This is a genomic window from Alteromonas confluentis, assembly GCF_001757105.1.
Taxonomy (GTDB): Bacteria; Pseudomonadota; Gammaproteobacteria; order Enterobacterales; family Alteromonadaceae; genus Alteromonas; species Alteromonas confluentis.
In genome coordinates this window covers 158,270-184,159 of the sequence record NZ_MDHN01000015.1, presented here as the reverse complement: position 1 = coordinate 184,159, position 25,890 = coordinate 158,270, and the positions used below count along the sequence as shown (strand labels likewise).

28 protein-coding genes are annotated in these 25,890 nt (G+C 47.8%); 18 read left to right on the top strand and 10 right to left on the bottom strand.

Annotated features, from left to right (window positions below):
* Positions 1-125 precede the first annotated feature (125 nt).
* A complete protein-coding gene (locus BFC18_RS07770; RefSeq protein ID WP_070124950.1) occupies positions 126-1,040 on the top strand; it encodes a LysR family transcriptional regulator in 915 nt (304 codons plus the stop codon).
* Positions 1,041-1,087: 47 nt separating this feature from the next.
* Here the strand turns inward: BFC18_RS07770 and BFC18_RS07765 are convergent, their stop codons facing one another.
* Positions 1,088-1,963 (bottom strand): mechanosensitive ion channel family protein, encoded by an 876-nt coding sequence (locus BFC18_RS07765; RefSeq protein WP_070124949.1) that lies wholly within the window; start codon positions 1,961-1,963, stop codon positions 1,088-1,090.
* A 490-nt stretch (positions 1,964-2,453) separates the two neighbouring features.
* Between BFC18_RS07765 and BFC18_RS21675 the strand changes: the two genes are divergently transcribed.
* From BFC18_RS21675 to ruvX, 6 genes are all read left to right on the top strand, one after another.
* The gene (locus tag BFC18_RS21675; protein ID WP_170826576.1) at positions 2,454-2,618 is read left to right on the top strand and encodes a hypothetical protein; all 165 of its coding nucleotides are present in this window, start codon (positions 2,454-2,456) and stop codon (positions 2,616-2,618) included.
* A 91-nt stretch (positions 2,619-2,709) separates the two neighbouring features.
* A complete protein-coding gene (locus tag BFC18_RS07760) occupies positions 2,710-3,438 on the top strand; it encodes a 16S rRNA (uracil(1498)-N(3))-methyltransferase (protein WP_070124947.1) in 729 nt (242 codons plus the stop codon).
* Positions 3,439-3,512: 74 nt separating this feature from the next.
* Positions 3,513-4,940 (top strand): ATP-binding protein, encoded by a 1,428-nt coding sequence (locus BFC18_RS07755; protein ID WP_070124945.1) that lies wholly within the window; start codon positions 3,513-3,515, stop codon positions 4,938-4,940.
* Between the two features lie 114 nt (positions 4,941-5,054).
* On the top strand, positions 5,055-6,005 hold the full coding sequence (gshB, locus tag BFC18_RS07750; protein WP_070124944.1) for a glutathione synthase: 951 nt from the start codon (positions 5,055-5,057) through the stop codon (positions 6,003-6,005).
* Between the two features lie 10 nt (positions 6,006-6,015).
* Positions 6,016-6,582, top strand: a complete 567-nt coding sequence (locus BFC18_RS07745; RefSeq protein ID WP_083272969.1) for a YqgE/AlgH family protein — start codon at positions 6,016-6,018, stop codon at positions 6,580-6,582.
* 1 nt (position 6,583) lies between these two features.
* On the top strand, positions 6,584-7,000 hold the full coding sequence (gene ruvX, locus BFC18_RS07740; protein ID WP_070124943.1) for a Holliday junction resolvase RuvX: 417 nt from the start codon (positions 6,584-6,586) through the stop codon (positions 6,998-7,000).
* Here the strand turns inward: ruvX and BFC18_RS07735 are convergent, their stop codons facing one another.
* Genes BFC18_RS07735 through BFC18_RS07725 form a run of 3 tightly spaced genes read right to left on the bottom strand, consistent with a single transcriptional unit; the run spans position 7,001 to position 9,507 of the window.
* The gene (locus BFC18_RS07735; protein ID WP_070124941.1) at positions 7,001-7,327 is read right to left on the bottom strand and encodes a putative signal transducing protein; all 327 of its coding nucleotides are present in this window, start codon (positions 7,325-7,327) and stop codon (positions 7,001-7,003) included. It abuts the gene before it with no gap.
* 19 nt (positions 7,328-7,346) lie between these two features.
* Entirely contained in the window at positions 7,347-8,459 is a 1,113-nt protein-coding gene (locus BFC18_RS07730; protein WP_070124940.1) for a PilT/PilU family type 4a pilus ATPase, read from the bottom strand.
* A gap of 10 nt (positions 8,460-8,469) precedes the next feature.
* Positions 8,470-9,507: a type IV pilus twitching motility protein PilT gene (locus BFC18_RS07725; protein ID WP_070125090.1), complete on the bottom strand. Its 1,038-nt coding sequence runs from the start codon at positions 9,505-9,507 to the stop codon at positions 8,470-8,472.
* Between the two features lie 28 nt (positions 9,508-9,535).
* Here BFC18_RS07725 and BFC18_RS07720 point away from each other — a divergent pair, with 28 nt between their 5' ends.
* The 5 genes from BFC18_RS07720 (at position 9,536) to BFC18_RS07700 (ending at position 13,598) form a co-directional block, all read left to right on the top strand.
* On the top strand, positions 9,536-10,222 hold the full coding sequence (locus tag BFC18_RS07720) for a YggS family pyridoxal phosphate-dependent enzyme (RefSeq protein ID WP_070124939.1): 687 nt from the start codon (positions 9,536-9,538) through the stop codon (positions 10,220-10,222).
* 48 nt (positions 10,223-10,270) lie between these two features.
* The gene (proC, locus tag BFC18_RS07715; RefSeq protein WP_070124938.1) at positions 10,271-11,092 is read left to right on the top strand and encodes a pyrroline-5-carboxylate reductase; all 822 of its coding nucleotides are present in this window, start codon (positions 10,271-10,273) and stop codon (positions 11,090-11,092) included.
* A gap of 21 nt (positions 11,093-11,113) precedes the next feature.
* Positions 11,114-11,656 carry a YggT family protein gene (locus BFC18_RS07710; RefSeq protein WP_070124936.1) on the top strand — a complete coding sequence of 181 codons (543 nt, stop codon included), beginning with the start codon at positions 11,114-11,116 and terminating at the stop codon, positions 11,654-11,656.
* A 96-nt stretch (positions 11,657-11,752) separates the two neighbouring features.
* Positions 11,753-12,196: a DUF4426 domain-containing protein gene (locus BFC18_RS07705; RefSeq protein ID WP_342670035.1), complete on the top strand. Its 444-nt coding sequence runs from the start codon at positions 11,753-11,755 to the stop codon at positions 12,194-12,196.
* A 67-nt stretch (positions 12,197-12,263) separates the two neighbouring features.
* Positions 12,264-13,598 (top strand): serine hydrolase domain-containing protein, encoded by a 1,335-nt coding sequence (locus BFC18_RS07700; protein ID WP_070124933.1) that lies wholly within the window; start codon positions 12,264-12,266, stop codon positions 13,596-13,598.
* A gap of 68 nt (positions 13,599-13,666) precedes the next feature.
* Here the strand turns inward: BFC18_RS07700 and BFC18_RS07695 are convergent, their stop codons facing one another.
* Positions 13,667-15,577, bottom strand: coding sequence for a CHRD domain-containing protein (locus tag BFC18_RS07695; protein ID WP_211481018.1), 1,911 nt, complete (start codon positions 15,575-15,577; stop codon positions 13,667-13,669).
* A gap of 377 nt (positions 15,578-15,954) precedes the next feature.
* Positions 15,955-16,587 carry a glutathione S-transferase family protein gene (locus tag BFC18_RS07690; protein WP_070124932.1) on the bottom strand — a complete coding sequence of 211 codons (633 nt, stop codon included), beginning with the start codon at positions 16,585-16,587 and terminating at the stop codon, positions 15,955-15,957.
* 267 nt (positions 16,588-16,854) lie between these two features.
* Between BFC18_RS07690 and BFC18_RS07685 the strand changes: the two genes are divergently transcribed.
* The 3 genes from BFC18_RS07685 to BFC18_RS07675 are packed head-to-tail and all read left to right on the top strand — an operon-like array spanning position 16,855 to position 18,651.
* Positions 16,855-17,583: a hypothetical protein gene (locus BFC18_RS07685; RefSeq protein WP_139138971.1), complete on the top strand. Its 729-nt coding sequence runs from the start codon at positions 16,855-16,857 to the stop codon at positions 17,581-17,583.
* Positions 17,584-17,589: 6 nt separating this feature from the next.
* Positions 17,590-18,093: an RNA polymerase sigma factor gene (locus tag BFC18_RS07680; RefSeq protein ID WP_070124929.1), complete on the top strand. Its 504-nt coding sequence runs from the start codon at positions 17,590-17,592 to the stop codon at positions 18,091-18,093.
* A 3-nt stretch (positions 18,094-18,096) separates the two neighbouring features.
* Positions 18,097-18,651: a hypothetical protein gene (locus tag BFC18_RS07675; protein ID WP_070124928.1), complete on the top strand. Its 555-nt coding sequence runs from the start codon at positions 18,097-18,099 to the stop codon at positions 18,649-18,651.
* 65 nt (positions 18,652-18,716) lie between these two features.
* Here BFC18_RS07675 and yaaA read toward each other — a convergent pair whose 3' ends face one another.
* Positions 18,717-19,493, bottom strand: a complete 777-nt coding sequence (yaaA, locus tag BFC18_RS07670) for a peroxide stress protein YaaA (RefSeq protein ID WP_070124926.1) — start codon at positions 19,491-19,493, stop codon at positions 18,717-18,719.
* Positions 19,494-19,833: 340 nt separating this feature from the next.
* On the opposite strand from yaaA, the gene tal reads away from it, so the two are divergent.
* From tal to BFC18_RS21410, 3 genes are all read left to right on the top strand, one after another.
* Positions 19,834-20,793 (top strand): transaldolase, encoded by a 960-nt coding sequence (tal, locus tag BFC18_RS07665; protein WP_070124924.1) that lies wholly within the window; start codon positions 19,834-19,836, stop codon positions 20,791-20,793.
* Positions 20,794-20,854: 61 nt separating this feature from the next.
* A complete protein-coding gene (gene pgi, locus BFC18_RS07660; protein WP_070124922.1) occupies positions 20,855-22,504 on the top strand; it encodes a glucose-6-phosphate isomerase in 1,650 nt (549 codons plus the stop codon).
* A 232-nt stretch (positions 22,505-22,736) separates the two neighbouring features.
* A complete protein-coding gene (locus BFC18_RS21410) occupies positions 22,737-22,913 on the top strand; it encodes a DUF3545 family protein (RefSeq protein WP_083272968.1) in 177 nt (58 codons plus the stop codon).
* 64 nt (positions 22,914-22,977) lie between these two features.
* Here BFC18_RS21410 and ung read toward each other — a convergent pair whose 3' ends face one another.
* Genes ung through thrB form a run of 3 tightly spaced genes read right to left on the bottom strand, consistent with a single transcriptional unit; the run spans position 22,978 to position 25,882 of the window.
* Complete coding sequence (gene ung / locus BFC18_RS07655; protein WP_070124919.1) at positions 22,978-23,634, bottom strand: uracil-DNA glycosylase; 657 nt, start codon at positions 23,632-23,634, stop codon at positions 22,978-22,980.
* Positions 23,631-24,914 (bottom strand): threonine synthase, encoded by a 1,284-nt coding sequence (thrC, locus tag BFC18_RS07650; protein WP_070124918.1) that lies wholly within the window; start codon positions 24,912-24,914, stop codon positions 23,631-23,633. The genes ung and thrC overlap by 4 nt, the downstream gene beginning before the upstream one ends.
* Positions 24,915-24,925: 11 nt before the next feature.
* Positions 24,926-25,882: a homoserine kinase gene (gene thrB, locus BFC18_RS07645; RefSeq protein WP_070124917.1), complete on the bottom strand. Its 957-nt coding sequence runs from the start codon at positions 25,880-25,882 to the stop codon at positions 24,926-24,928.
* Between the last annotated feature and the right edge of the window lie 8 nt (positions 25,883-25,890).

Genomic DNA, 25,890 nt, shown 5'->3' with positions numbered 1-25,890 from the left:
TTAATTTCTCCGCTGGTATTTGTTGGTCGGGCGTTAGCCACCCGACAGAAATCGACTGTAAAGGAGATATAGGGGCGAATCTGTGTTTTAATAAATGAATGTTTTAAAAGATCTAATTTTAAAAAATGAATATTGCAGGCAAAGATTTTAACTTACTTTATTTGTTTACGGTGTTATACGAAGAACGCAGCTTACAGCGCGCCGCCACGCGCATACGCTTAAGTCAGCCGGCAATGAGCCACAAACTCAATAAACTCCGGGCCGAGTTCGACGACCCGCTCTTCATTCGCACGGGGCGCGGATTCACCCCTACACCGAAAGCGCATCAAATGGCAAAGGATGTATGTTGCCTGGTGAAAAGTCTGGAGCAGTTTTACCTTCGCCACGAAGCAAAAGAGCTAAACACCCGGGTCGATCATATCCATATTTATGCCACCGATTTTATCGAATGGCTATTGTTACCTTCATTACTAGACCGTGTTCATGAGCACACGCCGAATGTGAAAATTATTTGTCATAACACGGTGGGGCAATTGCCGCAGGCTGCACTGGAACAGGGTGAATGTGATATTGCTATCGCGGGCTTTTTCAGAAAGGCACCAGAGCATTTTTATCGCCAACCTCTTGCTCGATTTCCGTTTAAGGTGGTGTGTGACAAAGAGGCGAATCAGCAAGCTGTGCCAATTACCGCAGAAAAGTATGCCGCTGCTCGCCATGTTGTTTCAACCATGACTGGCGATCTTCGCAGCCCTGTGGATGAGGCTTTAGAATCACATGGCCTAAATCGTCAGGTTGTTTCAGGTGCTTCAGGGTTTCTCAATCTACCCGATACCATTGTTGGCAGAACCTTGTGGCTTACCTGTCTCGCCCCCATAGCCGACTATGCCACACAACGACATCCCCAATTGTTAGCGCAGGATTTACCGTTCGACGTGCCTCCCATTCAAATAGAGCAATTGTGGCATCCACGCACGCAGGAAGATCCATTGCGGAAATGGATTCGACAACAAATCAAAGAGATTTTTTCGCAATATGAATGAAAAAACCCGGCATGTGCCGGGTTTTGATGAGTTGTGAACAAACGCTATCAGGCTGACTGAGACGCTTTTTCCTGTTCTGCAACACGGTCTGCTTCTTTGTAGAAGTGAACATCCATTTGTGGATAAGGAATGGAAATGCCTTCCTCATCGAAGCGTAATTTAACCGCTTCGGTAAATGCCAGGCGCACAGCCAGATTATCTGATGCCTTAACCCAGGGACGAACGGTAAAGTTAACCGAGTTGTCACCCAGTTCAGCAACACCAATCAAGCACGCAGGCTCTTTCAGAATGCGCTCTTCGCTGTCGACCAGCTCCTGCAGAATGCTTTTTGCTTTCAGCAGATCGTCGTCGTAACCAATACCAAACATCATGTCACAACGACGGGTATCTTTCGCAGAGAAGTTAGTAATGTTGTCGCTGTAGATTTTACCGTTAGGAATGGTAATTTCTTTATTGTCCAGCGAGGTCATAACTGTGTGGAAAATACCGATCTTTTGCACAATACCTTCTGTTCCTGCTGTCGCAACATAGTTACCTTGCTTGAACGGTTTGAATACAAGCAGCATCACACCCGCGGCAAAGTTTTTCAGTGAATCCTGAAGTGACAAACCAATCGCTAAGCCCGCAGCACCGACAATGGCCACCAAAGATGTAGTATCAACACCGAGTTTGTTCAGCGAAGCGACGATTACAAACAGCATCAAAATGGCTGACAATATTGACTCAACAAAATTGATCAGCATGTCATCGTATTTGGATTTCGCCATCACACGACGGAAAATCGAAAGTAGCAGGCCAACGATGAGTCGACCGATAACGAATATGGCCACAGCCATGGCAATATTAATTGCCCATGGAATAGCATAAACGTTGATATAGCGTTCAATGTCTTCGGCAGTGAACAAAGAGAGAGTTTCTTCCATACAGGTTTCCTTTTTGTGTAGCGCAAGCTTTACGTCAGTGCGAGTTTACGATAGCAACTTTGAACTAGATCACGCAATGTTTCTGCTCAGCTTTTAAGTACATACGTTGGTATGAACGGCCATTATGTACCACAAGGGCAAAAATTATAATATTTCTGTCATCCGCAATCGCTATATTCAGTGCTTCGCGAACTTAGCTGATGGCTTCGCAAAAAGCGTGTTTCTTAACCTTATGAATTCTGGACTAATTACAAAATCGTATAATTTCAGCGCATTTTAAAGCTGGTATTTACGCCCAATTCGTCTAACATTCGATCTCACCAACGCTTGCTGGGCAAGACTTGGTAACTGGAAATACAGCCAGAATGCCGGTGTAAAGTGACTTACACCGAAATTATTTTTCAACATCAGGAACCGATGTTGTCGTCGTGATGTATCTGGTATTTAGCTATCGCTATGTAACGGTTTGCTAAACTAAGGGATTTTAACAATGTTATTTCTTTCTATTCTTTTTGTGCTCGTTCTTTTCATTCTGGGATTTGCACTTAGCTCAGATAAGGGCAAAAACACCATTCATGCCCGACGTCAGGCGCAGGCCGCAGACATGAGCAAAATCTCTAAAGAAACCCGCACTGGTAGTGTTCAGGTAAACTAACCCGCTGTAATTTGTGGTGGCGGCGTTGCGCCCGCCACTGCAAAATCGTTATCATAAGCCATTGTGTGAAATGCTGAAGTGATAACCTCAAATGCGAATCCCCCGCTTATACCATCCTGCCCCTATTCCTATTGATGAAGAATTTACGCTAGACGGAGATGCAGCCCATCACGTCGCCACAGTCTTGCGCCTGAAAGCCAACCACCCAGTGGTATTGTTTAATGGTGACGGCAATGAATATTCTGCGCAGATTATCGATGTAAGTAGAAAACAGGTGGTGGTAGAAGTCGACGCTTGTCTGACCATAGGAAAAGAATCCCCCCTTTCTATTCATTTGGGTCAGGGCGTATCGAAAGGCGATCGTATGGACACCGTTTTACAAAAATCAGTAGAACTGGGCGTCAGTGAAATCACACCAATTCTCACTCAACGCTGTGCAGTCAAGCTGGATGAAAAGCGCTGGGAGAAGAAAATCCAACAATGGCAAAAAATTATCACCGGCGCCTGTGAACAGTGCGGTCGCAATACCGTTCCTACACTCAATGCTCCCGTAACACTAAACCAGTGGTTGGCTAGCCCAACGCAGGCTAGCCGTCTTATTCTCGCGCCCGGTGCAGAACAACCTTTGTCTAAAACGCCATACAGCACCCATGGATTCCGTCTTTTGATTGGTCCGGAAGGCGGATTATCTGAACAGGAAATTCATCAGGCCAATGAAAACGGCTATTCGTCGGTGAGTCTTGGTCCTCGCATATTGCGCACAGAAACCGCTGCGCTAACATCAGTTTCCATTTTGCAGTCTTTGCACGGCGATTTGTAACCAGGAAAACTTGAGTTGTTGGCTTAATCAGGTTAAAAAAGACCTACAAATAAGAAAAATAATAAATACGTATTATGTATTTGGTACAACCGGCTCATCAATACGCTGCTGCTTCAGGTCGATTAAACCTGGAGCAGGTTTACAGTACTTGTCTTGAAAAAATTCTTGAAGGGGAACCTTTAGCCAAGGTACTCACCCTTTACCTGCACTTTTTAGAACAGCATACCCCGGGACACCGGTTTGCCATACTTCAGCATATTCACCACAGTGCAACGCTACAACTCCTCACCGCGCCCTCACTTCCAGAAGTTTTTTTAAAAACTGTTCGCCGGGTTCTCGTTGGTGACAAACACACTGCCTGTGGACAAGCCGCATCCACGCTAACGCCCTATTTCATCGAAAATCTTGCTGCTTATCCGCACTGGCAGGATTTTTCTGAAGACATCGCCGCTGCCGACATTACCTGTTATTGGTCTTTCCCGCTGATAGATGATAACCGCTGTATTGGTACGTTGTTGATCACCGGCAGCGATAAACATTCGCCCGATCTTCCCACAGTAGCGCACTATCAAGCCGTGGCCGCCAATATCGTGAAGGTGTTTTCCTACTGCGAACAGCAACAGGGCAGAACCAGCGTAAACTGGACATTACAAAAACAAGTGTCGCAAACGGAACAAGCACTTCACAGTCTGCGTTCAGAGCACGACAAGCTGTTAGTTCGCCATCATCAGGCCGTAACGCAATTGGTGCATCAGCCATTGCCAAAAAGCTTTCACAGCATGGCCTGTGGGCTGATTGATGAAATCAACGCACAGCTGAATGTTGTGCATACCACACTCACATTTCAAAATGTGCTTACCGAACAAAATCGGCGCAATGTGAGTCTGAAGCAATTATCAAAAGAAGGGCTGAATCAGTTTCATAATTCAATGATTCGCTCGGGCTCTTCTGGCCTGGGCATGCTTGGTCAGGCTCGGGAACGAATTAGAGAGCTGGCTGACTATATTGAACTGATGACAGTGAATCCGGTTCAGGACTTTCCCGTATCGGCAACGGTGGGAGCAATTGCTGGCATTATTGCCGATTCTGTACCCCACTTCGCGCTTACCCCCTGTTTAAATATTGAAGCCGATTTTAGCTTTTCACTGCCAACAGGTTGCTTCACACAAGTACTCAGCGAGCTACTCCTCAATGTTTATCAACATGCATATCCTAATGAGAACCATGGCAGAATGTGGGTTTCCGCAAGTACCCACAATGTGAATGGCACCAACACCATGCAACTGGTTATCGAAGATGAGGGACGGGGTATTCCACGAACGGTGCTGCAGAATCTGGCAGGCGCTAAATCCGTATCCCACAATGTCGATACTGATGCAGGTGGTCTTGATCGCTGCCAACGTCAGGTTAAATCCGGCCTCAACGGCACCATGCATGTACAGCATCGCCGTGGAGGCGGTTCCCGGGTCATCCTCATGCTTCCTTTTCAGAAGCGAGGCTAATTGCAACAACGCATTTCATGGCTTCAGCACAATATAACCGGCTAAAGGTGTTGATTTTCGTAATATCAGCGCCATAGTAGGGTTATATCTTCCCGTTAGTTAAGAGTAGCAAACATGACCTATTCCGTCGGTTTCGTGATGGACCCTATTTCCTCGGTAAAACCTCATAAAGACACCAGCTTCGCAATGATGCTGGAAGCCCAGAAACGTGGCGCCACCATTTATTACATGGAACAGTCCGATATGTATCTGGACAACGGCAAGGCCATGGCTTCTGTTCGCAAGGTTACCGTGCGGGATCAAGCTACTGACTTCTACGATTTATCGCCACGGGAAACCATCGCGCTGTCGGCCATTAACGTGTTGATGATGCGCAAAGATCCGCCCTTCGACAGCGAGTTTTTATATGCAACCCAAATGCTGTCGCTGGCAGAAGCTGAGGGCTCGCTGGTTGTTAACAACCCGCAGGCGTTGCGCGATTATAACGAAAAACTGTTTACTTCCTGGTTCCCGGATTTAATTCCAGCTACTCGTGTTACCCGCAATGCGCAGTTGGTTCGCGACTTTCACGCAGAGCATGAAGATATTATCTGTAAACCCCTCGATGGCATGGGCGGCGCATCGATTTTCCGGGTAAAACCTGACGGCAATAATCTGGGCGTCATTATCGAAACGCTCACAAAAAACGGCGCTCAGCAGATGATGGTGCAAGAATATCTGCCAGCCATTAAAGAAGGCGACAAGCGGGTACTCATTGTCGATGGTGAAGTGATGCCATATTGCCTGGCTCGCTTACCCACCAAAGGCGAGACCCGTGGTAATCTGGCGGCAGGTGGCACCGGACGTCCTCAAGCTATTAGCGAATCTGATCGGGCACTGGCAGAAGCGATTGCGCCAGTTCTTAAGAAAAACCGTATATTATTTGTTGGCCTTGATGTAATTGGCGATCGTATTACCGAAATAAACATCACCAGCCCCACCTGTGTGCGGGAAATTGAAGCCCACTTCGATTTCAGTATCATGGGTAAACTGTTTGATGCCATCGAGAGTAAACTGGCAGTCTGAGGAGCGTTGAATGACTGAATTGAAATCCCTGCAAAATCACTTTTTAATCGCAATGCCGTCATTGGATGATCCGTATTTTTCGCGATCCATCACATATATCTGCGAACACAACAGTGAAGGCGCAATGGGTATTGTTATCAATCAGCCTTCTAACATGAACCTGAAAGAACTGCTCGAACAAACAGACAAAGACGGTACCTTCGACGACAGTATTGCCGAACAAATCATTCTGGCCGGTGGGCCGGTGTCGCAGGAACGAGGCTTTGTGTTACACAGTGATGAGGGAGATTGGGGCTCTAGCCTGAAAATGGCGCCGGGTGTGGTAGTAACCACATCGAAAGACATTCTCTCAGCCATTGGTCATCAGCAAGGTCCTGAGCATGCCCTTATAGCGCTTGGCTATGCGGGTTGGGAAGCCGGTCAGCTTGAGCAGGAAATGCAGGAAAATGCCTGGCTAATGGTAGAAGCCGACACCGATATTCTGTTCAATACCCCCATGCATCAAAGATGGCAATCGGCGGTGAAAAAGCTGGGTGTGGATGTCTGGCAACTTACCCCGCAGGTGGGCCACGCCTAAGATGAGTCGCACCGTTTTAAGTTTTGATTTTGGTACCAAGAGTATCGGCGTTGCGGTGGGTCAGGAAATCACTGGCACCGCCTCTCCCCTAGCTGCATTAAAAGCCCGAGATGGCGTTCCCGACTGGGCGCTGGTGCAGAAGATCTATGACGAATGGCAACCTAACCTGGTGATAGTTGGCCTGCCGCTAAATATGGATGGCACCGAGCAACCCGTCACCCAGCTAGCAAAGCGCTTTGCCAATCGTCTTGAAGGCCGTTTCAATGTGAAAGTAGAAACCTGGGATGAGCGCTTGTCTACAGCCGATGCCAAAGCCATGTTATTTGAGCTCGGTGGCTTTAAAAAGCTGACTAAAGATAAAGTCGACAGCGTGTCTGCCTGTGTGATTTTTACCAGTTGGGCGGAGAATCAGTATTAGCTAACTGTCACCCAATGCCAGCTCATCGTGTACGGTCTGGCATTTCCAACATAAAGAAAACTGACCATCATTGGTTTCCCCGCAGGCAGTGCACTGCCAGGTTCCAGAAAAATCAGCAGGGCTTAGCGCTTCGACAATTTGTTTTGCTTTGGGCAACCACTGCTCATCGAGCAGCCACAATTCCATTTGCGTTTCCTGCCAGGGCAGCTCACCCACAGCGCCGCCGGCATACTCATTCTTTACCAGATAAGGAATATTGGCGGCGTCCAACTCAGAGCGAACCTGCTGCACCAAAAACCGGTCGTCATCACTGAAAAGTTTCTGCATCGCCCCTCTTATTTGTCATTTAGTCCATATCAATTGAGACACCTGACAGCGAGCCCAGTTCAGAACCTTCGCTGCTGTCGAGTTTGATCATCAGGCGCAAATCATTGGGTGAGTCAGCGTGATGAATCGCTTGTTCATAACTAATACGATCTTCTTTATACAGATCATACAATGCCATATCAAAGGTACGCATGCCCATTTCGCGGCCTTTTTTCATCGCTTCTTTCACTTCACCGATTCGGTTTTTCTGAATGAGATCAGAAACCAGCGGTGAATTAAGCAAGATTTCGATGGCCGCTACCCGACCCTTTTCATCTTTCTTCGGCACCAGTTGTTGCGCCACAATCGCACGCAGGTTCAAGCTTAAATCAAACAACAGTTTGTTATGCATTTCCTTCGGCGCTAAGTGCATAATACGCTCGATGGCCTGATTGGCGTTGTTGGCGTGTAGTGTTGCCACACACAAGTGGCCGGTATCGGCAAACGACATGGCGTATTCCATGGTCTCCATAGACCGAATTTCACCCAGCAAAATCACATCGGGCGCTTGTCGCAACGAACTTTTCAGCGCGTCATCAAAGCTCAGGGTATCAATACCTACTTCACGCTGAGTGACCACACAAGAACCGTGTTTATGAATAAACTCAATGGGATCTTCAATGGTAAGAATATGCCCTTTGGTATTGTGATTTCGGTGGTGAATGAGTGCTGCCAATGAGGTAGATTTACCGGTACCGGTCGCCCCGACCATAAGTACCAGACCGCGCTTACTCATGATGATGTCTTTTAGGATTGGCGGTAAACCCAGTTCGTCGGCGGTGGGAATTTCCGTCACAATTCGGCGGGCAACCATACCAATGGAGTCCCGTTGCCAGAACGCACTGCAACGAAAGCGACCAATCTCTTTAATACCTACCGCAAAATTACTTTCTTTATGCTCACTCAGTTCTTTTATATAGCGTTCTTCCATTACGCTGTGCACCAATTCCTTGGCTTGAAACTGTGTAAGCGGCTCAGTGCTTAAATGCGTTAGCTGGCCGTCAATCTTTGCACTCACCGGAAAACCTACAGAAATAAAGATGTCCGATGCGCCGCGCTCGGTGGCAAGTTTAAAATAATCCGTTAACGTCACCCTGTTCTCCTTACATCATCTTGTTTTTATCAACGGACTTCGCAGCCGCGTCTTGATGGGAGATCACGCCGAGGGCAACCAGCTTCTGCAGCGCCTGATCCATGGTTTGCATACCATGTGCCTGGCCGGTCTGAATAACCGAATACATCTGTGGAACTTTATCTTCACGAATAAGATTACGAATGGCCGGTATCCCCACCATAATTTCGTGCGCCGCCACACGGCCGCCGCCCACTTTCTTAAGCAGGGTTTGAGAAATAACGGCACGCAGTGATTCTGACAACATTGAACGAATCATGGCTTTTTCTTCTGCCGGGAATACATCGATAATACGGTCAATAGTTTTCGGGGCCGAGTTGGTGTGAAGCGTACCGAACACCAGGTGCCCGGTTTCTGCGGCGGTCATTGCCAGGCGAATGGTTTCTAAGTCACGAAGCTCGCCCACCAGTACCACATCCGGATCTTCACGTAGCGCTGAACGCAGTGCATTCGAGAAGCTATGTGTATCGCGATGCACTTCCCGCTGGTTCAATACGCTCATCTTATTTTCATGCACGAATTCGATAGGGTCTTCGATGGTAAGAATGTGGTCGCGTTTGGTGTTATTAATGTGATCGATCATCGCCGCCAGCGTGGTACTTTTACCCGAACCGGTAGCGCCGGTTACCAGCACCAGGCCCGTAGGTTGATCGATCAGATCACGGAAAATAGGTGGCGCGGCAATGTCATCCAGCGACAATACTTTACTGGGGATGGTACGTAAAACCGCAGCAGCGCCTCGGTTCTGCATGAAGGCATTAACACGGAAACGGGATAAATCTTTTACTTCAAAAGAAAAATCCACTTCCAGGTTTTCTTCATATTCTTTGCGCTGCTTGTCGTTCATGATTTCATAAATCAGCGCGTGAACCTGTTTGTGGTCAAGCTCAGGGATGTTCAGCTTACGCATTTCACCGTCAACACGGATAATAGGCGGCAACCCAGCCGATAAGTGCAAGTCAGAAGCTTTATTTTTAACACTGAAAGCTAAAAGTTCGGTAATATCCACAACCATGTCTCCAAACGCCGATTGATTAATGCAAACAATAGCAGAACGACTGAAATCCGCACGCTCGCGAATCGAACTAGCCACTGCAAGTGCGCATCGTCCTCCAAAATCCGTTGAATTACTAGCGGTAACCAAGACCAAACCGGTATCCGATATTGTCCAAGCGTATGAAGAAGGACAACGTTTGTTTGGCGAGAATTATGTGCAGGAAGGTGTTGAAAAGGTTCAGCAACTCAGTGAATACGCCGATATTGAATGGCACATGATAGGCCCGTTGCAATCGAATAAGACCAAAGTGGTTGCCGAACACTTCGACTGGGTACAAAGCATCGACCGCGAGAAAATCGCCCGCCGGTTAAACGACCAGCGCCCTTCATCGATGAAACCACTCAATGTGTTGATTCAGTTGAATATTGATGATGAAGACAGTAAATCAGGTATTCAGCCTGCTGAATTACCTGCACTGATTGACACCATCCAGAGTATGCCTAATCTGAAATTACGTGGATTAATGGCCATTCCAAAAGCCGCACCAGATGAACAGCAGCAGAACGCAACGTTAAGCGCGCTGGCGGATTTATTCCACCAATACCAGCAAAATCTGAGCGAATTTGATACCCTGTCCGTAGGAATGAGCGGGGATATGGACGCCGCCATCGCCCACGGTTCTACCATGGTAAGAATTGGCAGCGCGATTTTTGGCGCCAGGAGCTAACCCTCCTGCCCCGCTATCTTGTAATTTGAAATGACAAAAAGGGTATTCATGCAACAAAAGAAATTGGCTTTTATTGGCGCAGGTAATATGACACGCAGCATCATTAGCGGGCTTATCCAGTCTGGTTATGACAAGGCAAATATCATCGCCAGTAATCCCTCTACGCCAAAACTCGATAAACTGAGTGAAGAATTCGGCATTCAGGTTACCCAGTCAAACGATGAGGCCTGCCAGTTTGCTGATGCCATTGTGCTGGCAGTGAAACCACAAATGATGGGCGACATGCTTGGCGCGCTTCAGGAAAACAACGACTTAGCTGGTAAGCTGTTTTTATCCATCGCCGCTGGCCTGCCGGTTTCCCGTTTGCAAGAAATGCTGGGCGGCGAGTATCCGGTGGTACGCGTTATGCCAAACACGCCAAGTTTGATTGGTAAAGGCATGACTGGTTTATACGCCGACGACACCGTGAGCAGTGCCGACCGAGACTATGCCGATGATGTGATGAAAGCTGTCGGTGAAACCGTATGGGTTGAACAAGAAGACGGCATAAATGGCGTTATCGCCGCCGCAGGCAGTAGCCCGGCTTATTTCTTCCTGTTTTTACAAGCCATGCAAGAAGAAGCCATCAATATGGGTTTCGACGATAAAACCGCCCGTGAAATGGTGCAACAGGCCATGCTCGGTGCCGCTGAAATGGTTTGTCACAATCCAGATATTGAATTAAGCGAGCTTCGGGCCCAAGTTACGTCTAAGGGCGGCACCACAGCAGCGGCCGTAAACACCCTACTCGACGAAGGCCTGAAGGAAACCGTAAGCAAAGCGATGCGCGCAGCGGTTTCACGGGCTGAAGAAATGGCTAAACAACTTTAAGTTTCACAGGAAAAACAGTTAATGAGCAACGCATCGGCCTTTCTTATTTCCACCCTTTTCGATTTGTATTTGATGGTGGTGATATTACGATTGTGGTTACAGCTGGTAAGAGCGGATTTTTATAATCCTGCCAGCCAGTTTATTGTTAAAGCGACCCACCCAATTGTGGGGCCAATGCGCCGGGTCATTCCGTCCATCGGCAATTTTGATACGGCGACGTTTGTATTAGCGCTGCTCGTAGCTGCGCTGAAGTTTGTGGTGTTAATCGCCATGTTCGGTGGTAATTACGATCCACTTTCTATTGTTATTCTGTCTGTAGTCACGGTAATCAATGAAACGTTCAGACTGATGTTCTGGGTACTGATCATTCGCGCTATTCTTAGCTGGGTATCTCAAGGTCAGAACCCCATTGAATACGTGATGTATCAGCTCACGGAGCCGTTCCTGGCCCCCATCAGAAAAATCATTCCGCCCATTGGTGGCTTGGATTTATCGGTGCTGATTGCCATCCTGTTGCTGCAGTTTATTCAGATATTCCTCAGCAGTACCTTTGGAATTCATTAGTGATATGATTGAAAGGCAGCAGTACGCTGCCTTTTTTTTATTGCCAGGTCGTTTTTTAGCGCTAAGCTTTTTTAAAGGGTTATCAATAAGGACATCATGATGAATCAACGCCATATTGCTTATCTTCTTCCACTTGTTACTGCGTTCTTCCTGTTGTTAAGTGGTCAGGCAGCAGCCGAACAGAAAAAGCAGTTAGGCGATTGGGATGTCCATTTCATCGTGGTAAACACCACCTTTTTCACCCCAGAGGTCGCACGTAGCTACGGCATTGTGCGCAGCAAATATAACGCGCTGGTAAATATTTCTGTGCTCGACAAAGCCACGAAAGAAGCGCAGGTTGTCTCTGTTAGCGGCACCGCTACCAATTTGCTTGGCACGGTAAAATCGCTCACGTTTAAGCGGGTGCAGGAAGAGGATGCGATTTATTATTTAGCACCGCTGTCGTTCAACGACAGGGAAACCTTTCGGTTTAATATTGAAGTGCAACGGGGCAACGACACACAAACGCTGAAATTTCAGCAGGAAATGTTTGTGGAGTAGCAACTAATCTTACAATGCCGCACGGTTCACGTTCGGCCTTTTACGTTTGGCAGCGCAGGGAGCAACCATGAACAAACGTGTTATCTTTAGTGTTTTTCTGGTTATTTTCAGCTTTTCCTCATGGGGTTTTGACGGCAAAAAGCTCGACCAATTGCTTGAAACGCTCGCCGCTAACGACAAGCTGATGGTAAGTGTGGCGGTAACCGAACACGGCCAACCGATTTATCAGAAGGCAGTGGGGTTTGCCGATATTGAAGCGGATAAAAAGGCAGATATCCACACCCGCTACCGCATTGGCTCAATTACCAAGACCTTCACCGCCACGCTGATTTTTCAGCTAATAGAAGAAGGCAAACTCTCTCTCGACACGCCACTTGCAAACTTCTATCCGCAAATTAAAAACGCTGAAGACATCACCATTGCCATGATGCTGAGCCATCGTAGCGGCATTCATAACTACACAGATTTACCAAACTTCTTCGCCACCACTTATGTGCCGAAGAGCAAGCAGGAAATGCTGAAACTTCTCGCGTCCCTAGACAGTGATTTTACGCCCGGCAGCAAAGCCAGCTATTCCAACTCAGCTTATATGCTGCTTGGTTTTATTATTGAAGACATCAGTGGAAAGGCCTACGCGGCACGACTTCAGTCGCACATTCTGGACAAACTATCGCTGACTGAAACGACGTTTGGAGATGTTAAGAATGACACCCACAGAGCCCGCTCCCACATGTTCCAGCAGAGCACCTGGCAACGTGTCCCTGAAGCTGACCACTCTGTGGTTCTTGGCGCCGGCGCCATTATTTCTACTCCCACAGATGTAGCGAAGTTTCTGTCTGGTTTGTTCGCAGGTAAACTTATTTCCAGCGCATCGCTTTCAAAAATGAAAACGATTAAAGATGGATATGGTTCTGGCCTGGCCCGGTATCCGTTTAATGATAAAACCCTGTATGGTCACGATGGCGTTATTGACGGGTTCATATCCTATACCGCGATTCAGGAAGACGACGATGTTTCTGTTGCCGTTTTCACAAACGGCATTAATTACCCACTAAATGACGTTAACATCGCTGTGTTCAGCAGTTACTATGGAAACGATTTCGATATACCTGATTTTTCTCAGCAAGCGATTACCTTAACCACGTCTTCATTAAAACGTTTTGAAGGCGTATTTGCCTCTGATGCTTTACCGTTGAAAATCACTTTTTTCGTTAAAGATGATCAACTATATGCGCAGGCGACAGGCCAGGGCCCTCTTCCCCTTACGCCTTTTTCTCCTTTTGAATTTCGTTTTGAGCCAGCACGTATCACAATCGTTTTCGATAGCAACGGGTCTGGCATTGATGTGGACCGCTTCACGCTCCAACAGGGTGGCGGTAAGTTTCCGTTTGTTCGTGAATAATCATATAGGCCGGAATGGAAAAAGGCCTGCATAATCGCAGGCCTAGGTAAGTTGTTTGTCAGATCCAATTATTCAATCTGACCGCGCAGCTCGCCGTCAGGATTGGCTGACGTATGCACGTTCACATAGTGGCCACCCGAAATCAGCACATTGTAAATATCCATATCGATCATGGTATTTGCTGGTGTCATCCACATACCCATATCATCCATGGACTGTTCCAGACCCACCAGCACATCGCCATTTTCTCCCGCAGCACCGGTATGAATGTGTGCCATGGTGGCATCGTCCACACCTTCGGTATGGGCCACCAGGCTCAGGTCATAGGTCATGCTGTTCACCAGCGCATAGCCATTGCCCGTTGCTGTAGTCGTTACCGCAGGAACTTGTTGGTCACCGGTTAATGGGAAGGTTACCAGGGTGTATTCCGGCGTCAGGATTTGGCCGCGGATTTCACCGCCCATGTTTGCTGGCGTATGCACGTTCACGTAGTGTCCGCCTGAAGCCAATACCGCCAGGATATCCGCATCAATCATGGTTTCAGCAGGCGTCATCCACATGCCCATATCATCGGCAGACTGCTCTAGCGCCACAAGTACGTCGCCATTCATGCCAATGTTACCTGTGTGAATATGTGCACCTGTTGCGTCATCCACGCCTTCTGTATCGACAACCAGCTCCAGCGCGTAGGTTGATGTATTCACAAGTGCATAGCCGTGACCCATTGCCATGGTGTCGACCACGGGCACTTCTTGCTCGCCATCTAACATGAAGGTCGCGATAACATAATCATCAGTAAGGATCTGCCCGCGAAGCTCACCACCCGCATTATCGTTGGTGTGAACATTTACATAATGACCGCCGGAAGCCAGCACGTTAAAAGTCTCTTCGTCGATCATGGCATTTTCTGGCGTCATCCAGGTACCGGCATCACTACCCGATTGCTCAAGCGCGACCAGCACGTCACCATTCATACCCACCCGACCGGTGTGAATGTGTGCCATGGTGGCATCGTCTACACCTTCGGTAACGACTTTGAGTTCTAAGCCGTAATCATCGGTGTTAACCAACGCATAGCCACTGCCGAAGGCGTCGGTCATTACAGCGGGTACTTCCTGCGCGCCAGATAAGGCAAATGTCGCTAAAGCATAATTGTCTGTCAGGATTTGCCCGCGAATTTCACCACTTGGGAAGTCAGGAGAATGTACGTTGACATAATGCCCGCCGGATACCAGCACCGCGAGGATGTCTTCGTCAATCATGGTGCCTTCGGGCGTCATCCACATTGTCATGTCATCCATTGACTGTTCAAGGGCAACTAAGACGTCCCCATTGGTACCAATGCGTCCCGTATGAATGTGCGCAGCGCTGGCATCATCTAAATCTTCGGTATAAACGACCAGATCAAGGTCGTAGGTGGTGGTTGAAACCAGGGCATAAACGTAACCGTCGGCCATGGTAGATACCGCTGGTACCTCCTGTTTTCCACTCATTTTGAAGGTAACGATGGCCATATCATCTGATATGATTTGACCGCGGACTTCTCCGTTTTCAAAGGTTTCTGTGTGAACATTGATGTACCAGTCGCCGTCTGCCAGATCTTCGATTAGTTCGCTGGTAACGTCGGTTTCTGCAAGGGTGTAAGCGTCGTCGCCATCCATTTCAAAACCAAAAGCCACATCGCCATTCATCCCAATATCGCCATCGTGAATGTGCACAGCCGTCACCCCATCCACACCACTGATATCTACAGAAGCACGAATTTGCATGAGGTTTTCATCGACCTCCACGGTCGCTGTCGCCATTTGCATCGAGCCTGTCATTGGTACCGACTGCATGCCGTTTAAATCGATATTGTATGTGGTGGTAGCCGTGAAGGTTGGCTCTACAGGTGTTTCGATAGGATCGTCATCATTGTCGCTGCCGCATGCTGATAGCATCACTGCGCTGCCCATGATCGCTAGCTTGTATAATTTCATGAATCTCTCCGTCTGGTAAAACAAAATTAACAATCTTTTAACGTAATCTGGACCATAAAGTTTATTCATTCACTTAAATGACCTTAAAATTTTCATTAACAATTATTAATACCTAGACATGTTCATGATTCCCGTCGCTTTATCCGATTTGTTCAAATTGATAGAGGTAATCACCTATTGATTATTTCGCGGATGGTTATTTGTAGACAGAGTTTGAACGCTATTGCGCGGCAAAAAACGGCGTAAAAACGCACCATTCAGCGATTAGAGAAAAGTCAGGGAAGGTATCGGAAAGGACTAAACGTGTCGAAGCACTCGGCCTGCATTAAAAATATTCTGCAGACCAAGCTTGTCAATCAGCGCTTCATGCTATGTGGTTATTCAACGGGAAGATAGCTGGTCTCATTTTTCCAGGCAGCTTCATATGATGGTCTGCCCAGCACGCGTTCAGCGTAGGCTTTCACGTTATCGTAAGTGAGGTCGAGCTTGTTGCCCTTGGCCCAAGAGAGAATATGACCCGCGACAATATCAACACCGGTAAACATATGACCGGTCAGGTAGCCCTGATCGCCCAACAACTCGGCAAAGGTTTTCAGTGCCACTGAGAATTCAAATTTTGCCACGTCCTGCATTTTCTCGATGCGGTATTGTTCCGGTAAAGCAAAATCGTGTTTTGCCATATTCCAAAGAGGTTGCTCGAGTTCTGCCACCAGAAACATCATCGCCTGTTCATAGAGCATGCGCTGGGTACTGCCCAGTGTCGGCATAAACTCCTGGTAGCCGTGCTTGTCCATCAACCAGGTAACGGTAGCGGCTGACTCACTCATTGGCCCGTTTTCGGTTAGCAGAGTTGGAATTTTCCCGGCAGGGTTTAACGCCAGAAAATCCACACTTTTGTGCTCGCCTTTTCTGAGATTTATCAATTTGTATTCGTAGGGTAAACCCAACTCTTCCAGTGCCCAAGCCACACGCACTGAGCGAGTGCGCGGAAATCCATAAAGTGTATACATTGCCATTTCTCCTGATGGGTCTGTTGAACTGCCCCTTGCTGAGGCTGCATTGACTGTACTTAGCATAAGCCATTACAGGTTATCACCGCAATTCACCACTCTGGGTAGCAGGTTTTATTTTCGATAAAAATAGCCCCCAGGAAAAAAAATTTAAAAAATTTGTCAGGATTATTGAAGCGTCATCGTCTATGGGGATATCGAAAACATAAAGCTTGTTAGAGGCAGTGTGTATCTGACAAGGAATGTAACTTTAATGAGGGATTACCCATGACAACTTCCGTAATGCAACAGCAATCCGCAATGACTTCCGGCAATAAAGCCAAGGCCGCGTTTACTTATGCTACCGGTTGGCAATGGTTAAAAGAGGGCTTTGCGCTGCTACGTAAATCACCAGTAAAAATTATCCTCTTCGCGATGTTACCCATGCTGCTTAGCGGGTTCATCCAGTTGCTACCGGCTCCATACAGTATCATCACGTCGAAATGGTTTGGAGCAGCGGCCGTAGCCTTACTTTGGCCACTTCTGCATCATATCAATCTCACGGGGCAGTTCTCTTTTAAATCGGCGTTCTCTTCCGGCAACTGGTCATCTGTAGCGTTATTTGGCTTAACGGGTATTGCTATGGCAGCCATGCAATTTGGCGTAGCCATGTTAGTGATTGGGCCTGATGCTATAGATCTCTTACTGCACATGAAACAAACCGAGGTTGCACGTTGGCAACTCGGACTCGTATTTGCTTCCGCAATGCCTCTGATGCTACTGTTATCTTTTGCACCTGCAAGGATACTATTGGAAAATCAGCGTGTTATGAAAGCTATTTCAGAAAGCATTCACTTTTTCACCAAGGCATGGAAACCACTACTGATCATCGGTATTGGCTATGCGCTTATCTTGTTTGCCGCGCCGTACATTATCCTTTCTGTCATCATTTTCGGCCCGCTGATGAGTTGCGCTCTATACGCTGGATACACGCACCTCTTAGCACTTAGTAAGTAATAAACCTTGAAAGCGCCCGATATCACACGCCTGCTGAGAGACTTCGCACTACTAATTGCGCGGGTCGCGGCAACTTACGAGAAAGACACGGCATTACAAGAAGATCTTATTCAAGATATCTCTCTGTTGGTATGGCGGGCGCTGGATAGCACCGAAGGTAGCAAAAATCAGTTTCGGGAAGAATCCACTCTGAAAACCTACATCGCAAGAATTGCTCACAACCGGGCCGTCGACCATGTCATTAAGGAACAGCGCAGGCATGCAACGAGTAAGGAATATGATGAATCGTCTGACACTTTTTCTACGCCAGCCAATAGCCATGAACAGGTTTTGGATCTCATGAGTGGACTTCACAAACTGAAAATCAATTATCGCCAGGTTATTGCACTGCAGCTTGAAGGCTTCTCGTTCCCTGAAATTGCCACAACACTAGGGCTCAGCGAAGATGCCGTAGCGCAGCGCGCCAGCAGAGCTAAGCAGCAACTAGCAAAGCTGATGAACAGGAGCTGATAAATGGACCCGCAAATTGAACAATGGCAGCAGGCATTTAAAGCGAACACGCCCAAGGTTGATACCGAGGCGTTGATTCAAAGAACCCGCCGTGCCAGACAAAAAATGAAGTGGAAAGCGTTTGCCGATGTTGCCGGCGCTGTGACAGTGACACTATTCGTTCTGTATACCCTGATATTTGACGTACAAAGTACCGGCCAATTTATTTTAATTGCCTGTTTACTGCCGGTTCCGCTAGCTTTTACAGTATGGTCGTTCCGCCTGCGCCACAAACAATGGACGATGCAAACGGCAGATGTTAACAGCATGCTGAACTTTGAAAAAAACGCGCTGCATAAGCAAGTTCATTACTGGAAAGTCAGCTTTATTGCCTGTGCTGTGATGTGGCTGGGATTATTGCTTCTGGCAATCATCAATATCACGCTTTATGCCACCTGGACACTGTGGCTTACCCAACTGCTCGCGAATGCTGTAGTGGTGCTAGGTGCTGGATGGCGTTATCGCTATCTGAAAAAGGCACTGCCGGACAAATTGAAACGTATTGATGAGGTTAGCTAATCGACTGATGACAGATATGATATCAAAAACGAATTTACAGCTAACCTGAAGCGTATTGATGAAGCCTATTCGGCTTCATCGCGAAGAAAAACTAAATCCGTATCGCTGCTTTGTTCTTCGGAAAAGTAGTACCCTGCCACATTAAACGCTTTCAGACCTGCGACATCCTCAACCTGATTTTCAAGGATGTAGCGCGCCATGAGACCACGGGCTTTCTTGGCGAAGAAACTGATGATCTTATACTGACCGTTCTTTAAATCTTTGAAATGCGGCGTAACAATCATGCCGTCTAAGGATTTTGCCTTCACCGACTTAAAATACTCGTTGGATGCTAAATTTACCAGCACATTGTCACCTTGCGCTTCAAGGGCTTTATTCAATGCAGTGGTAATGTCTGAACCCCAGTATTCATAGAGGTTTTTACCTTTGGGATTTTCCATCTTTGTACCCATTTCCAACCGGTATGGCTGCATTAAATCCAGCGGTTTCAGCAAGCCGTAAAGCCCAGACAAAATACGCAGATGATCTTGCGCATATTCCACGTCTTTATCTTTTAAAGAGTAAGCATCTAGCCCGGTGTATACATCGCCGTTGAACGCATAAAGCGCTTGTCGCGCATTGTCCTTAGTGAACGGCGTGCTGAAAGAATCGAAGCGGTTTGCATTCAGCGTCGCCAGTTTGTCACTGATCTTCATAAGTGAAGACAAATCAGCCGGTGTTAATTTCTTACAGGTTTCGGCTAGTTTTTCTGCCGAAGACAACATCTCTGGCTGCGTATAGGTTGTAACCGGAACCGGCGATTCGAAGTCGAGATTTTTCGCCGGTGATACCACTACTAACATTCTAATTCCTCTTTAATTCAATTCGTCCGCACCGCTGTATTGCCACCGGTTAGGCATGCCATAAAGGTTACCACAAAATACGGCCCCATCGGTGAACAGGTTTACTGCATTAACGTGATTACCATTCTTCGTTTTAGCCGTACATTTTCACCCATTACGGTGTTATTTATAGCGCCAGTCTGTTATAAATTTACTAAATTCGATCTGGTTTAATCTCCCGGACATACAAACTCTACATTAGGGTTGATTTAGTTATTCACAACCCCAGAATTCTACCAGCGGGTTTGCACAACGCAGCCGGCTGTTCGTTTTATTTAAAACACCTATTCAGAGAGCAATGATGAGCAATCAATTAGACGCGCTGCGCGAAATTACCACGGTTGTTGCCGATACTGGCGACATTGAAGCGATCAAAAAATACGAGCCGGTAGACGCTACCACCAACCCTTCACTACTGCTTAAAGCGGCGGGTATTCCAGAGTACGCCGGTTATATCGACGACGCAGTAGCCTGGGCGAAACTGCAATCTCAAGATCCTGCGCAGCAATTAACTGATGCGTCTGATAAACTGGCCGTCACCATTGGTAAAGAAATTTCAGGTGTTATTCCAGGTCGCATTTCTACAGAAGTTGATGCGCGTTTGTCTTTCGACACCGACGCCACCATCGCCAAGGCAGAGCGCCTGGTTGAGCTGTACAATGATGAAGGCATCGACAAATCTAAAATCCTGATCAAAATCGCGTCGACCTGGGAAGGCATCAAGGCCGCTGAGATTCTTGAGCAAAAAGGCATTCAGTGTAACCTGACACTGCTGTTCAGCTTTGCCCAAGCCCGAGCTTGTGCCGAGGCAGGTGTGTATCTGATTTCCCCGTTTGTAGGCCGTATTCTCGACTGGTACAAAGCCAACACAGACAAGAAAGAATACACTGCAGACGAAGATCCAGGTGTAGTTTCCGTAACCCGCATCTATAACTACTATAAAGAGCATGGTTACAGCACCGTGGTGATGGGTGCGAGTTTCCGTAACATCGGTGAAATTCAGGCTCTGGCCGGCTGTGACCGTTTAACTATCAGCCCGAATCTGCTGGAAGAACTGAAAAACAACACTGACGAACTGCCAGTGAAACTGAAAGATAATGGTGCAACCGCTACACCAGGCGCGAAACTTGACGAAGTAGGTTTCCGTTGGGACATGAACGAAGACGCCATGGCAACCCAGAAACTGGCTGAAGGTATCCGTAATTTTGCGGCAGACCAGGAAAAACTGGAGACCATGCTGAAAGAAAAGCTTGGTCAGTAATTGCCTTAGAGGCCTGTTAATCGAGTAACAGGCCTTTTTACTATTCGGAATTGGAAATACGATGACAGATTTTACCCAACAGCCAGCCTGGGAGAAGCTTTCCGGACTGGCTAAAAGCATCAGCGACACGCACATGCGTGACTGGTTTAATAGCGACCCATCACGGGCAGATAAAATGCAGGTTGAAGCCTGTGGCCTGTTCGTTGACTACTCAAAGAACCGCGTAACGGATGAAGTGCTAGGCGAACTGTTCACTCTGGCAAAAGCCCAGGGTGTAGAAGCACACCGCGAAGCAATGTTCAGCGGTGAAGCAATTAACAGCACCGAAGGCCGTGCCGTGTTGCACACCGCTTTACGTAACTTTAGTGGCAAACCAGTTGTGGTTGATGGCGAAGATGTGATGCCTGAAGTTCTGGCAACGTTGGATAAAATTGAAGCCTTCACAGCCTCTATTCATTCGGGCGAGCATAAGGGTTATACCGGGAAAGTCATTAAGCAAATCGTTGCCATTGGCATCGGCGGCTCATTCCTTGGCCCCAAAATCATGACCGAGGCACTCAAGCCGTATACGTGTGACGCAGTGAAAGTGCACTTTGTTGCCAACGTTGATGGCTGTCACATTCACGATGTGCTTGCCAGTGTCGATCACGAAGAAACCCTCATCGTGATGTCTTCAAAGTCATTCTCGACGCAGGAAACCCTGCAAAATACATTAACTGCCAAAGCCTGGTTTTTAGGTGAAGGTGGTAAGCAAGAAGATATCGCGAAACATTTCGTGGCGGTGTCCTCTAATGTTAAAGCCGCGACTGAATTTGGTATTGCCGAAGAAAATATCTTCCCAATGTGGGATTGGGTAGGTGGTCGTTATTCACTGTGGTCTGCAATCGGTTTACCTATCTCACTGGCACTGGGCTTTGAAAACTTCAAAGGCCTGCTGGAAGGTGCACACGAAATGGACAAACATTTCTGCACTGCACCATTTGAGAGCAACTTACCGGTGATCCTGGCAACGCTGGGCGTGTGGTATCGCAACTTCTTCGATGCCCAATCTCACGTACTGCTGCCCTACTATCATTACCTGCGCGGCCTGCCTGCTTATGTACAGCAGCTCGATATGGAAAGTAATGGTAAGCAGGTCACACTAGAAGGCAACGTTGTTGACTGGCAAACTGGCCCGATTATCTGGGGCAGCGAAGGCACCAATGGCCAGCACAGCTTCCACCAGCTCATCCACCAGGGCACCTCTGTGATCCCCGCAGACTTTATGCTTCCGCTGAATGTACCGAATCAGAACGACACGCATCATGCAATGTTAGCGTCTAACTGCTTCGGTCAAACTCAAGCGCTTATGCAGGGTAAAACCTTTGATGAGTGTTACGCCGATTTAGAAGGCAAAGGGCTTTCAGAAGAAGCGCGCAGCGCACTGGCACAACACAAAACCATGCCGGGCAACAAACCGAGCAACACTATTTTGTTCGAAAAGCTCGATCCGCAAACACTTGGCGCACTCGTTGCAATGTATGAGCATAAGGTATTTGTCCAGGGCGTTATCTGGCAGGTGAACTCCTTTGACCAATGGGGCGTTGAGCTTGGCAAAGTACTCGGTAATCAGGTACTTGCTGGCATCCAGGGTGAAGTAGAAAGCGATACGTTTGATGCATCAACCCAGCAACTCATTAGTCGATTCAGAAACGCCAATGCACCAACTTAAGGAAAGTTAAGCTGGGTTAAACCAGACATGGTGCATCTGACAAACGGCCGGTTTTTACTGGCCGTTTTCATTGGGCAAATCCACACGATGTCATACAACCGTCACAATTTGTTAATAAAAAGTAAACTTTATCATTTTATTATCGTGTTGACTGTGATACAAAAGTAGTCAGAAGGATGAAAAAACATTCAATTCTGGCACTGATGTTAGTGGTGTATAAAAGGAGATCCCAGTGGATAAGTCAGATCTGTTTGCAATGTTAAATATTGAAGAAACTCCGGCTAAAACTAAAAGCAAGAAAAGAAAGTGGAGAGAAATCGAAGCTCTGCAGGACCGATTCAAACTGGAAAAGGAACTGGCAGAAATCGATTACGGGTTTGAGTACGAACTGGAAACCATGGAAAGATAAAACGAAAACGGCCACCTGGAAACAGGTGGCCGTTTTGCTTTATTAGACCAGGGTAGAGGTTTAGTTAAACCTGCCACGTGATGGGTGTTTTCTGGTGTTGCTTTAGCCACGTATTTGCCTGGCTAAAATGCTGACACCCGAAAAAACCACGACGAGCGGAAAGTGGTGACGGATGCGGTGATGTCAGTACCAGATGGCGCTGACTGTCGATATTCGCCCCTTTTTTCTGCGCGTGGCTGCCCCACAACATAAACACCACGCCGTCGGTGCGACAATTTACTGCGTCGATAACGGCATCAGTAAATGTCTCCCAACCGAACTTGGCGTGACTGTTTGCATTCGCCTCCTCCACAGTAAGCACCGTGTTAAGAAGCAACACGCCCTGCTCTGCCCAGCTTGTCAGATTACCGTGCTGCGGGATGCTGAATCCGTTGATATCGGTGGCGAGTTCTTTATAGATATTTCTTAGTGAGGGCGGAATTTTAACGCCGTCCTGTACCGAGAAACTCAGACCATGTGCCTGACCGGCACCGTGATAAGGGTCTTGCCCCAGGATCACCACTTTCACTTCATCCAGCGGTGTCATCGCAAAGGCATTGAACACATCTTGCTCGGGTGGATAAACTGTTTTTTCCTGCCGGGCCTTATCCACCTTCGCCATCAGTTCGACAAAATAAGGCTTAGCCTTTTCGGGGCTAAGCACTTCATGCCATGAACTCATTTTAAAATAGAGAACATGTGCGCTTTCAGCGCCTCGTAGTCAGCAGGTAATGGCACCGCCTGACTTTCTTTGCTTGAGCAGTCTACCAGTGCCTGAGGTAGGCTTAACGGTGAACCCAGAACGTTTTCCACGGTTTCGCGGAATTTAGCCGGGTGTGCGGTTCCCAGGAACACGCCATATTCACTGTCACTCAAATCGTGGCTCACAGCACGATAAGCGATAGCGGCATGTGGTTCGCTGGTGTAACCCTGCTGCGCCAACTGACGCATGGCAATTTGCGTGTACTCTTCATCAACACATTCGCCGCGGAGGCAGTCTTTATCCAGGTATCCGCGCTCAATAAGCGCTTCAATACGTGGCCAGTTGTTTGGCTGGCTTACGTCCATGGCATTAGACATGGTTGCGACGGTAGGATTTGGCGCCCACTCACCGGTTTTCAGGTAACGGGGAACCGTATCATTAAGGTTTGTTGCAGCCACAAAACGCTTAATTGGCAGACCCATAGACTTGGCAATCATACCCGCAGTCAGGTTACCAAAGTTGCCGCTAGGTACGGAGAATACCAGCTCTTCACGCTGCTCGGCAGTTAATTGGCTTACGGCTTCAAAGTAGTAGCAAACCTGTGCCAGCAGACGGCTGATATTGATTGAGTTGGCAGAGTTAAGGTGCAGACCTTCGCGTACATCCGGATCGTCAAACGCGTTTTTAACCATCGCCTGACAGGCATCGAAATCGCTTTCGATAGCAACCGTGTGAATGTTATCACCCAACGTAGTAAACAGTTTTTCCTGCAGTTGGCTGATTTTGCCTTTAGGGAACAGGATGACCACGTTGATGTTTGGAATACCGTGGAAAGCATGGGCAACCGCTGCGCCCGTGTCACCCGAGGTTGCTGTAAGGATAGTGATTGGCTCGCCATGACTGATACGAGACAGCACTTGTGCCATGAAACGGCCACCAAAATCTTTAAACGCCAGCGTCGGGCCGTGGAACAGTTCCAGCGTTGCCACTTTGTCGTTTACGCTGACAACCGGCGCTGGAAACGTGAAAGCCGCTTCAACGATTTCCTGCAGCGTGCCCTCGCCCAGCTCATCACCGATAAGGGCAGTGAGCACTTCAACGCTGCGCTCTACAAACGGTTTTTCCAGTAGTGCGTCAATGTCTTCCAGTTTAGGAATACTGGTAGGAAAATACAGGCCCTGATTCTGACCCAAACCACGTTTTACAGCTCCAGAAAATGATGCTGTATCAGATGCTACTTTTAAATTTACTAATTCCACTTGGGATACCTTTATCCTTTCACTTGCTGTTCTACCGCGCCTTTTTCAGGAATGCGGCAAACGTGGCTGAAGCCATCTTCGTTTTGTACATAATTAGCCTGAAGCCACTCGCGAATTGCCTCGGCTTTATCTGCGTCGTCACACACGGCAAACACGGTAGGACCAGAGCCAGAAATACCAAATGCCAGGCCGCCGTTTTCCATGCTGAACGCACGGGCATCATCAAACCCCGGCAGTAACGATTTACGATAGGGTTCTGCAATAACATCCTGCATTACGCTGGCAGCCAAATCGGTATCGCCAGCATGTAAGGCATGCACAAACACACCCAACTGACGACCAAAGGTTAACGTATCAGCCATGGCCACTTCTTTTGGCAGAATATTGCGGGCTGCCGACGTAGACACACTAATTCCAGAGTAACATACCACCCAATACCAGCTTTTCACGGTTGGCAACTGGACGGTAACTTTCGCATCATTGCCGGTCATCAGCGTTAAGCCGCCCAAATAGCATGGCGCCACATTGTCATAGTGAATACTGCCGCTGATCTGCCCTTCCAGTTCGCCCATCATCAACAGTAGCGCGTTTTCATCAAACGGGCAGTCGAAATGTGCGTTCAATGCATGGAAAGCAGCAACAATGGAACTGGCACTGGAGCCGAGTCCACTGCCAATAGGGAGGTTTTTATGTAGCGTCATCGCTACGTGATGGGTTTCTTTGCCCGCTTTCACCATTTCTTCAAAAAAATGTGCGTAGCAAAGTGTCACGATATTGTTGTCAGCACCTGGCGGTAATTTGTGGGCAAAAGCGCCGGTACAAGTCAGCGTGAATTCGGCAGCATCGCTGACTTCCACCACATCGCCAAGTTCTGTGCCGTCCACAGGTGCCAGCGCGGCACCCAGAACGTCAAAACCCAGACTAACATTGCCAATTGAGGCAGGCGCGTAAGCGCGGGTTGTTTTCATACTACTAT

Bases quoted from the DNA above. Each gene is read 5' to 3' on its own strand.
- thrB (WP_070124917.1), bottom strand. From the start codon at position 25,882: ATGAAAACAACCCGCGCTTACGCGCCTGCCTCAATTGGCAATGTTAGT.
- BFC18_RS07720 (WP_070124939.1), top strand. From the start codon at position 9,536: ATGCAAACAATAGCAGAACGACTGAAATCCGCACGCTCGCGAATCGAA.
- BFC18_RS07675 (WP_070124928.1), top strand. From the start codon at position 18,097: ATGGACCCGCAAATTGAACAATGGCAGCAGGCATTTAAAGCGAACACG.
- BFC18_RS07765 (WP_070124949.1), bottom strand. From the start codon at position 1,963: ATGGAAGAAACTCTCTCTTTGTTCACTGCCGAAGACATTGAACGCTAT.
- BFC18_RS07700 (WP_070124933.1), top strand. From the start codon at position 12,264: ATGAACAAACGTGTTATCTTTAGTGTTTTTCTGGTTATTTTCAGCTTT.
- BFC18_RS07690 (WP_070124932.1), bottom strand. From the start codon at position 16,587: ATGTATACACTTTATGGATTTCCGCGCACTCGCTCAGTGCGTGTGGCT.
- gshB (WP_070124944.1), top strand. From the start codon at position 5,055: ATGACCTATTCCGTCGGTTTCGTGATGGACCCTATTTCCTCGGTAAAA.
- tal (WP_070124924.1), top strand. From the start codon at position 19,834: ATGAGCAATCAATTAGACGCGCTGCGCGAAATTACCACGGTTGTTGCC.
- pgi (WP_070124922.1), top strand. From the start codon at position 20,855: ATGACAGATTTTACCCAACAGCCAGCCTGGGAGAAGCTTTCCGGACTG.
- BFC18_RS07770 (WP_070124950.1), top strand. From the start codon at position 126: ATGAATATTGCAGGCAAAGATTTTAACTTACTTTATTTGTTTACGGTG.
- BFC18_RS07735 (WP_070124941.1), bottom strand. From the start codon at position 7,327: ATGCAGAAACTTTTCAGTGATGACGACCGGTTTTTGGTGCAGCAGGTT.
- BFC18_RS07760 (WP_070124947.1), top strand. From the start codon at position 2,710: ATGCGAATCCCCCGCTTATACCATCCTGCCCCTATTCCTATTGATGAA.
- proC (WP_070124938.1), top strand. From the start codon at position 10,271: ATGCAACAAAAGAAATTGGCTTTTATTGGCGCAGGTAATATGACACGC.
- yaaA (WP_070124926.1), bottom strand. From the start codon at position 19,493: ATGTTAGTAGTGGTATCACCGGCGAAAAATCTCGACTTCGAATCGCCG.
- BFC18_RS07710 (WP_070124936.1), top strand. From the start codon at position 11,114: ATGAGCAACGCATCGGCCTTTCTTATTTCCACCCTTTTCGATTTGTAT.
- BFC18_RS07685 (WP_139138971.1), top strand. From the start codon at position 16,855: ATGACAACTTCCGTAATGCAACAGCAATCCGCAATGACTTCCGGCAAT.
- BFC18_RS07705 (WP_342670035.1), top strand. From the start codon at position 11,753: ATGATGAATCAACGCCATATTGCTTATCTTCTTCCACTTGTTACTGCG.
- BFC18_RS07695 (WP_211481018.1), bottom strand. From the start codon at position 15,577: ATGAAATTATACAAGCTAGCGATCATGGGCAGCGCAGTGATGCTATCA.
- ung (WP_070124919.1), bottom strand. From the start codon at position 23,634: ATGAGTTCATGGCATGAAGTGCTTAGCCCCGAAAAGGCTAAGCCTTAT.
- BFC18_RS07755 (WP_070124945.1), top strand. From the start codon at position 3,513: ATGTATTTGGTACAACCGGCTCATCAATACGCTGCTGCTTCAGGTCGA.
- ruvX (WP_070124943.1), top strand. From the start codon at position 6,584: ATGAGTCGCACCGTTTTAAGTTTTGATTTTGGTACCAAGAGTATCGGC.
- BFC18_RS21675 (WP_170826576.1), top strand. From the start codon at position 2,454: ATGTTATTTCTTTCTATTCTTTTTGTGCTCGTTCTTTTCATTCTGGGA.
- BFC18_RS07745 (WP_083272969.1), top strand. From the start codon at position 6,016: ATGACTGAATTGAAATCCCTGCAAAATCACTTTTTAATCGCAATGCCG.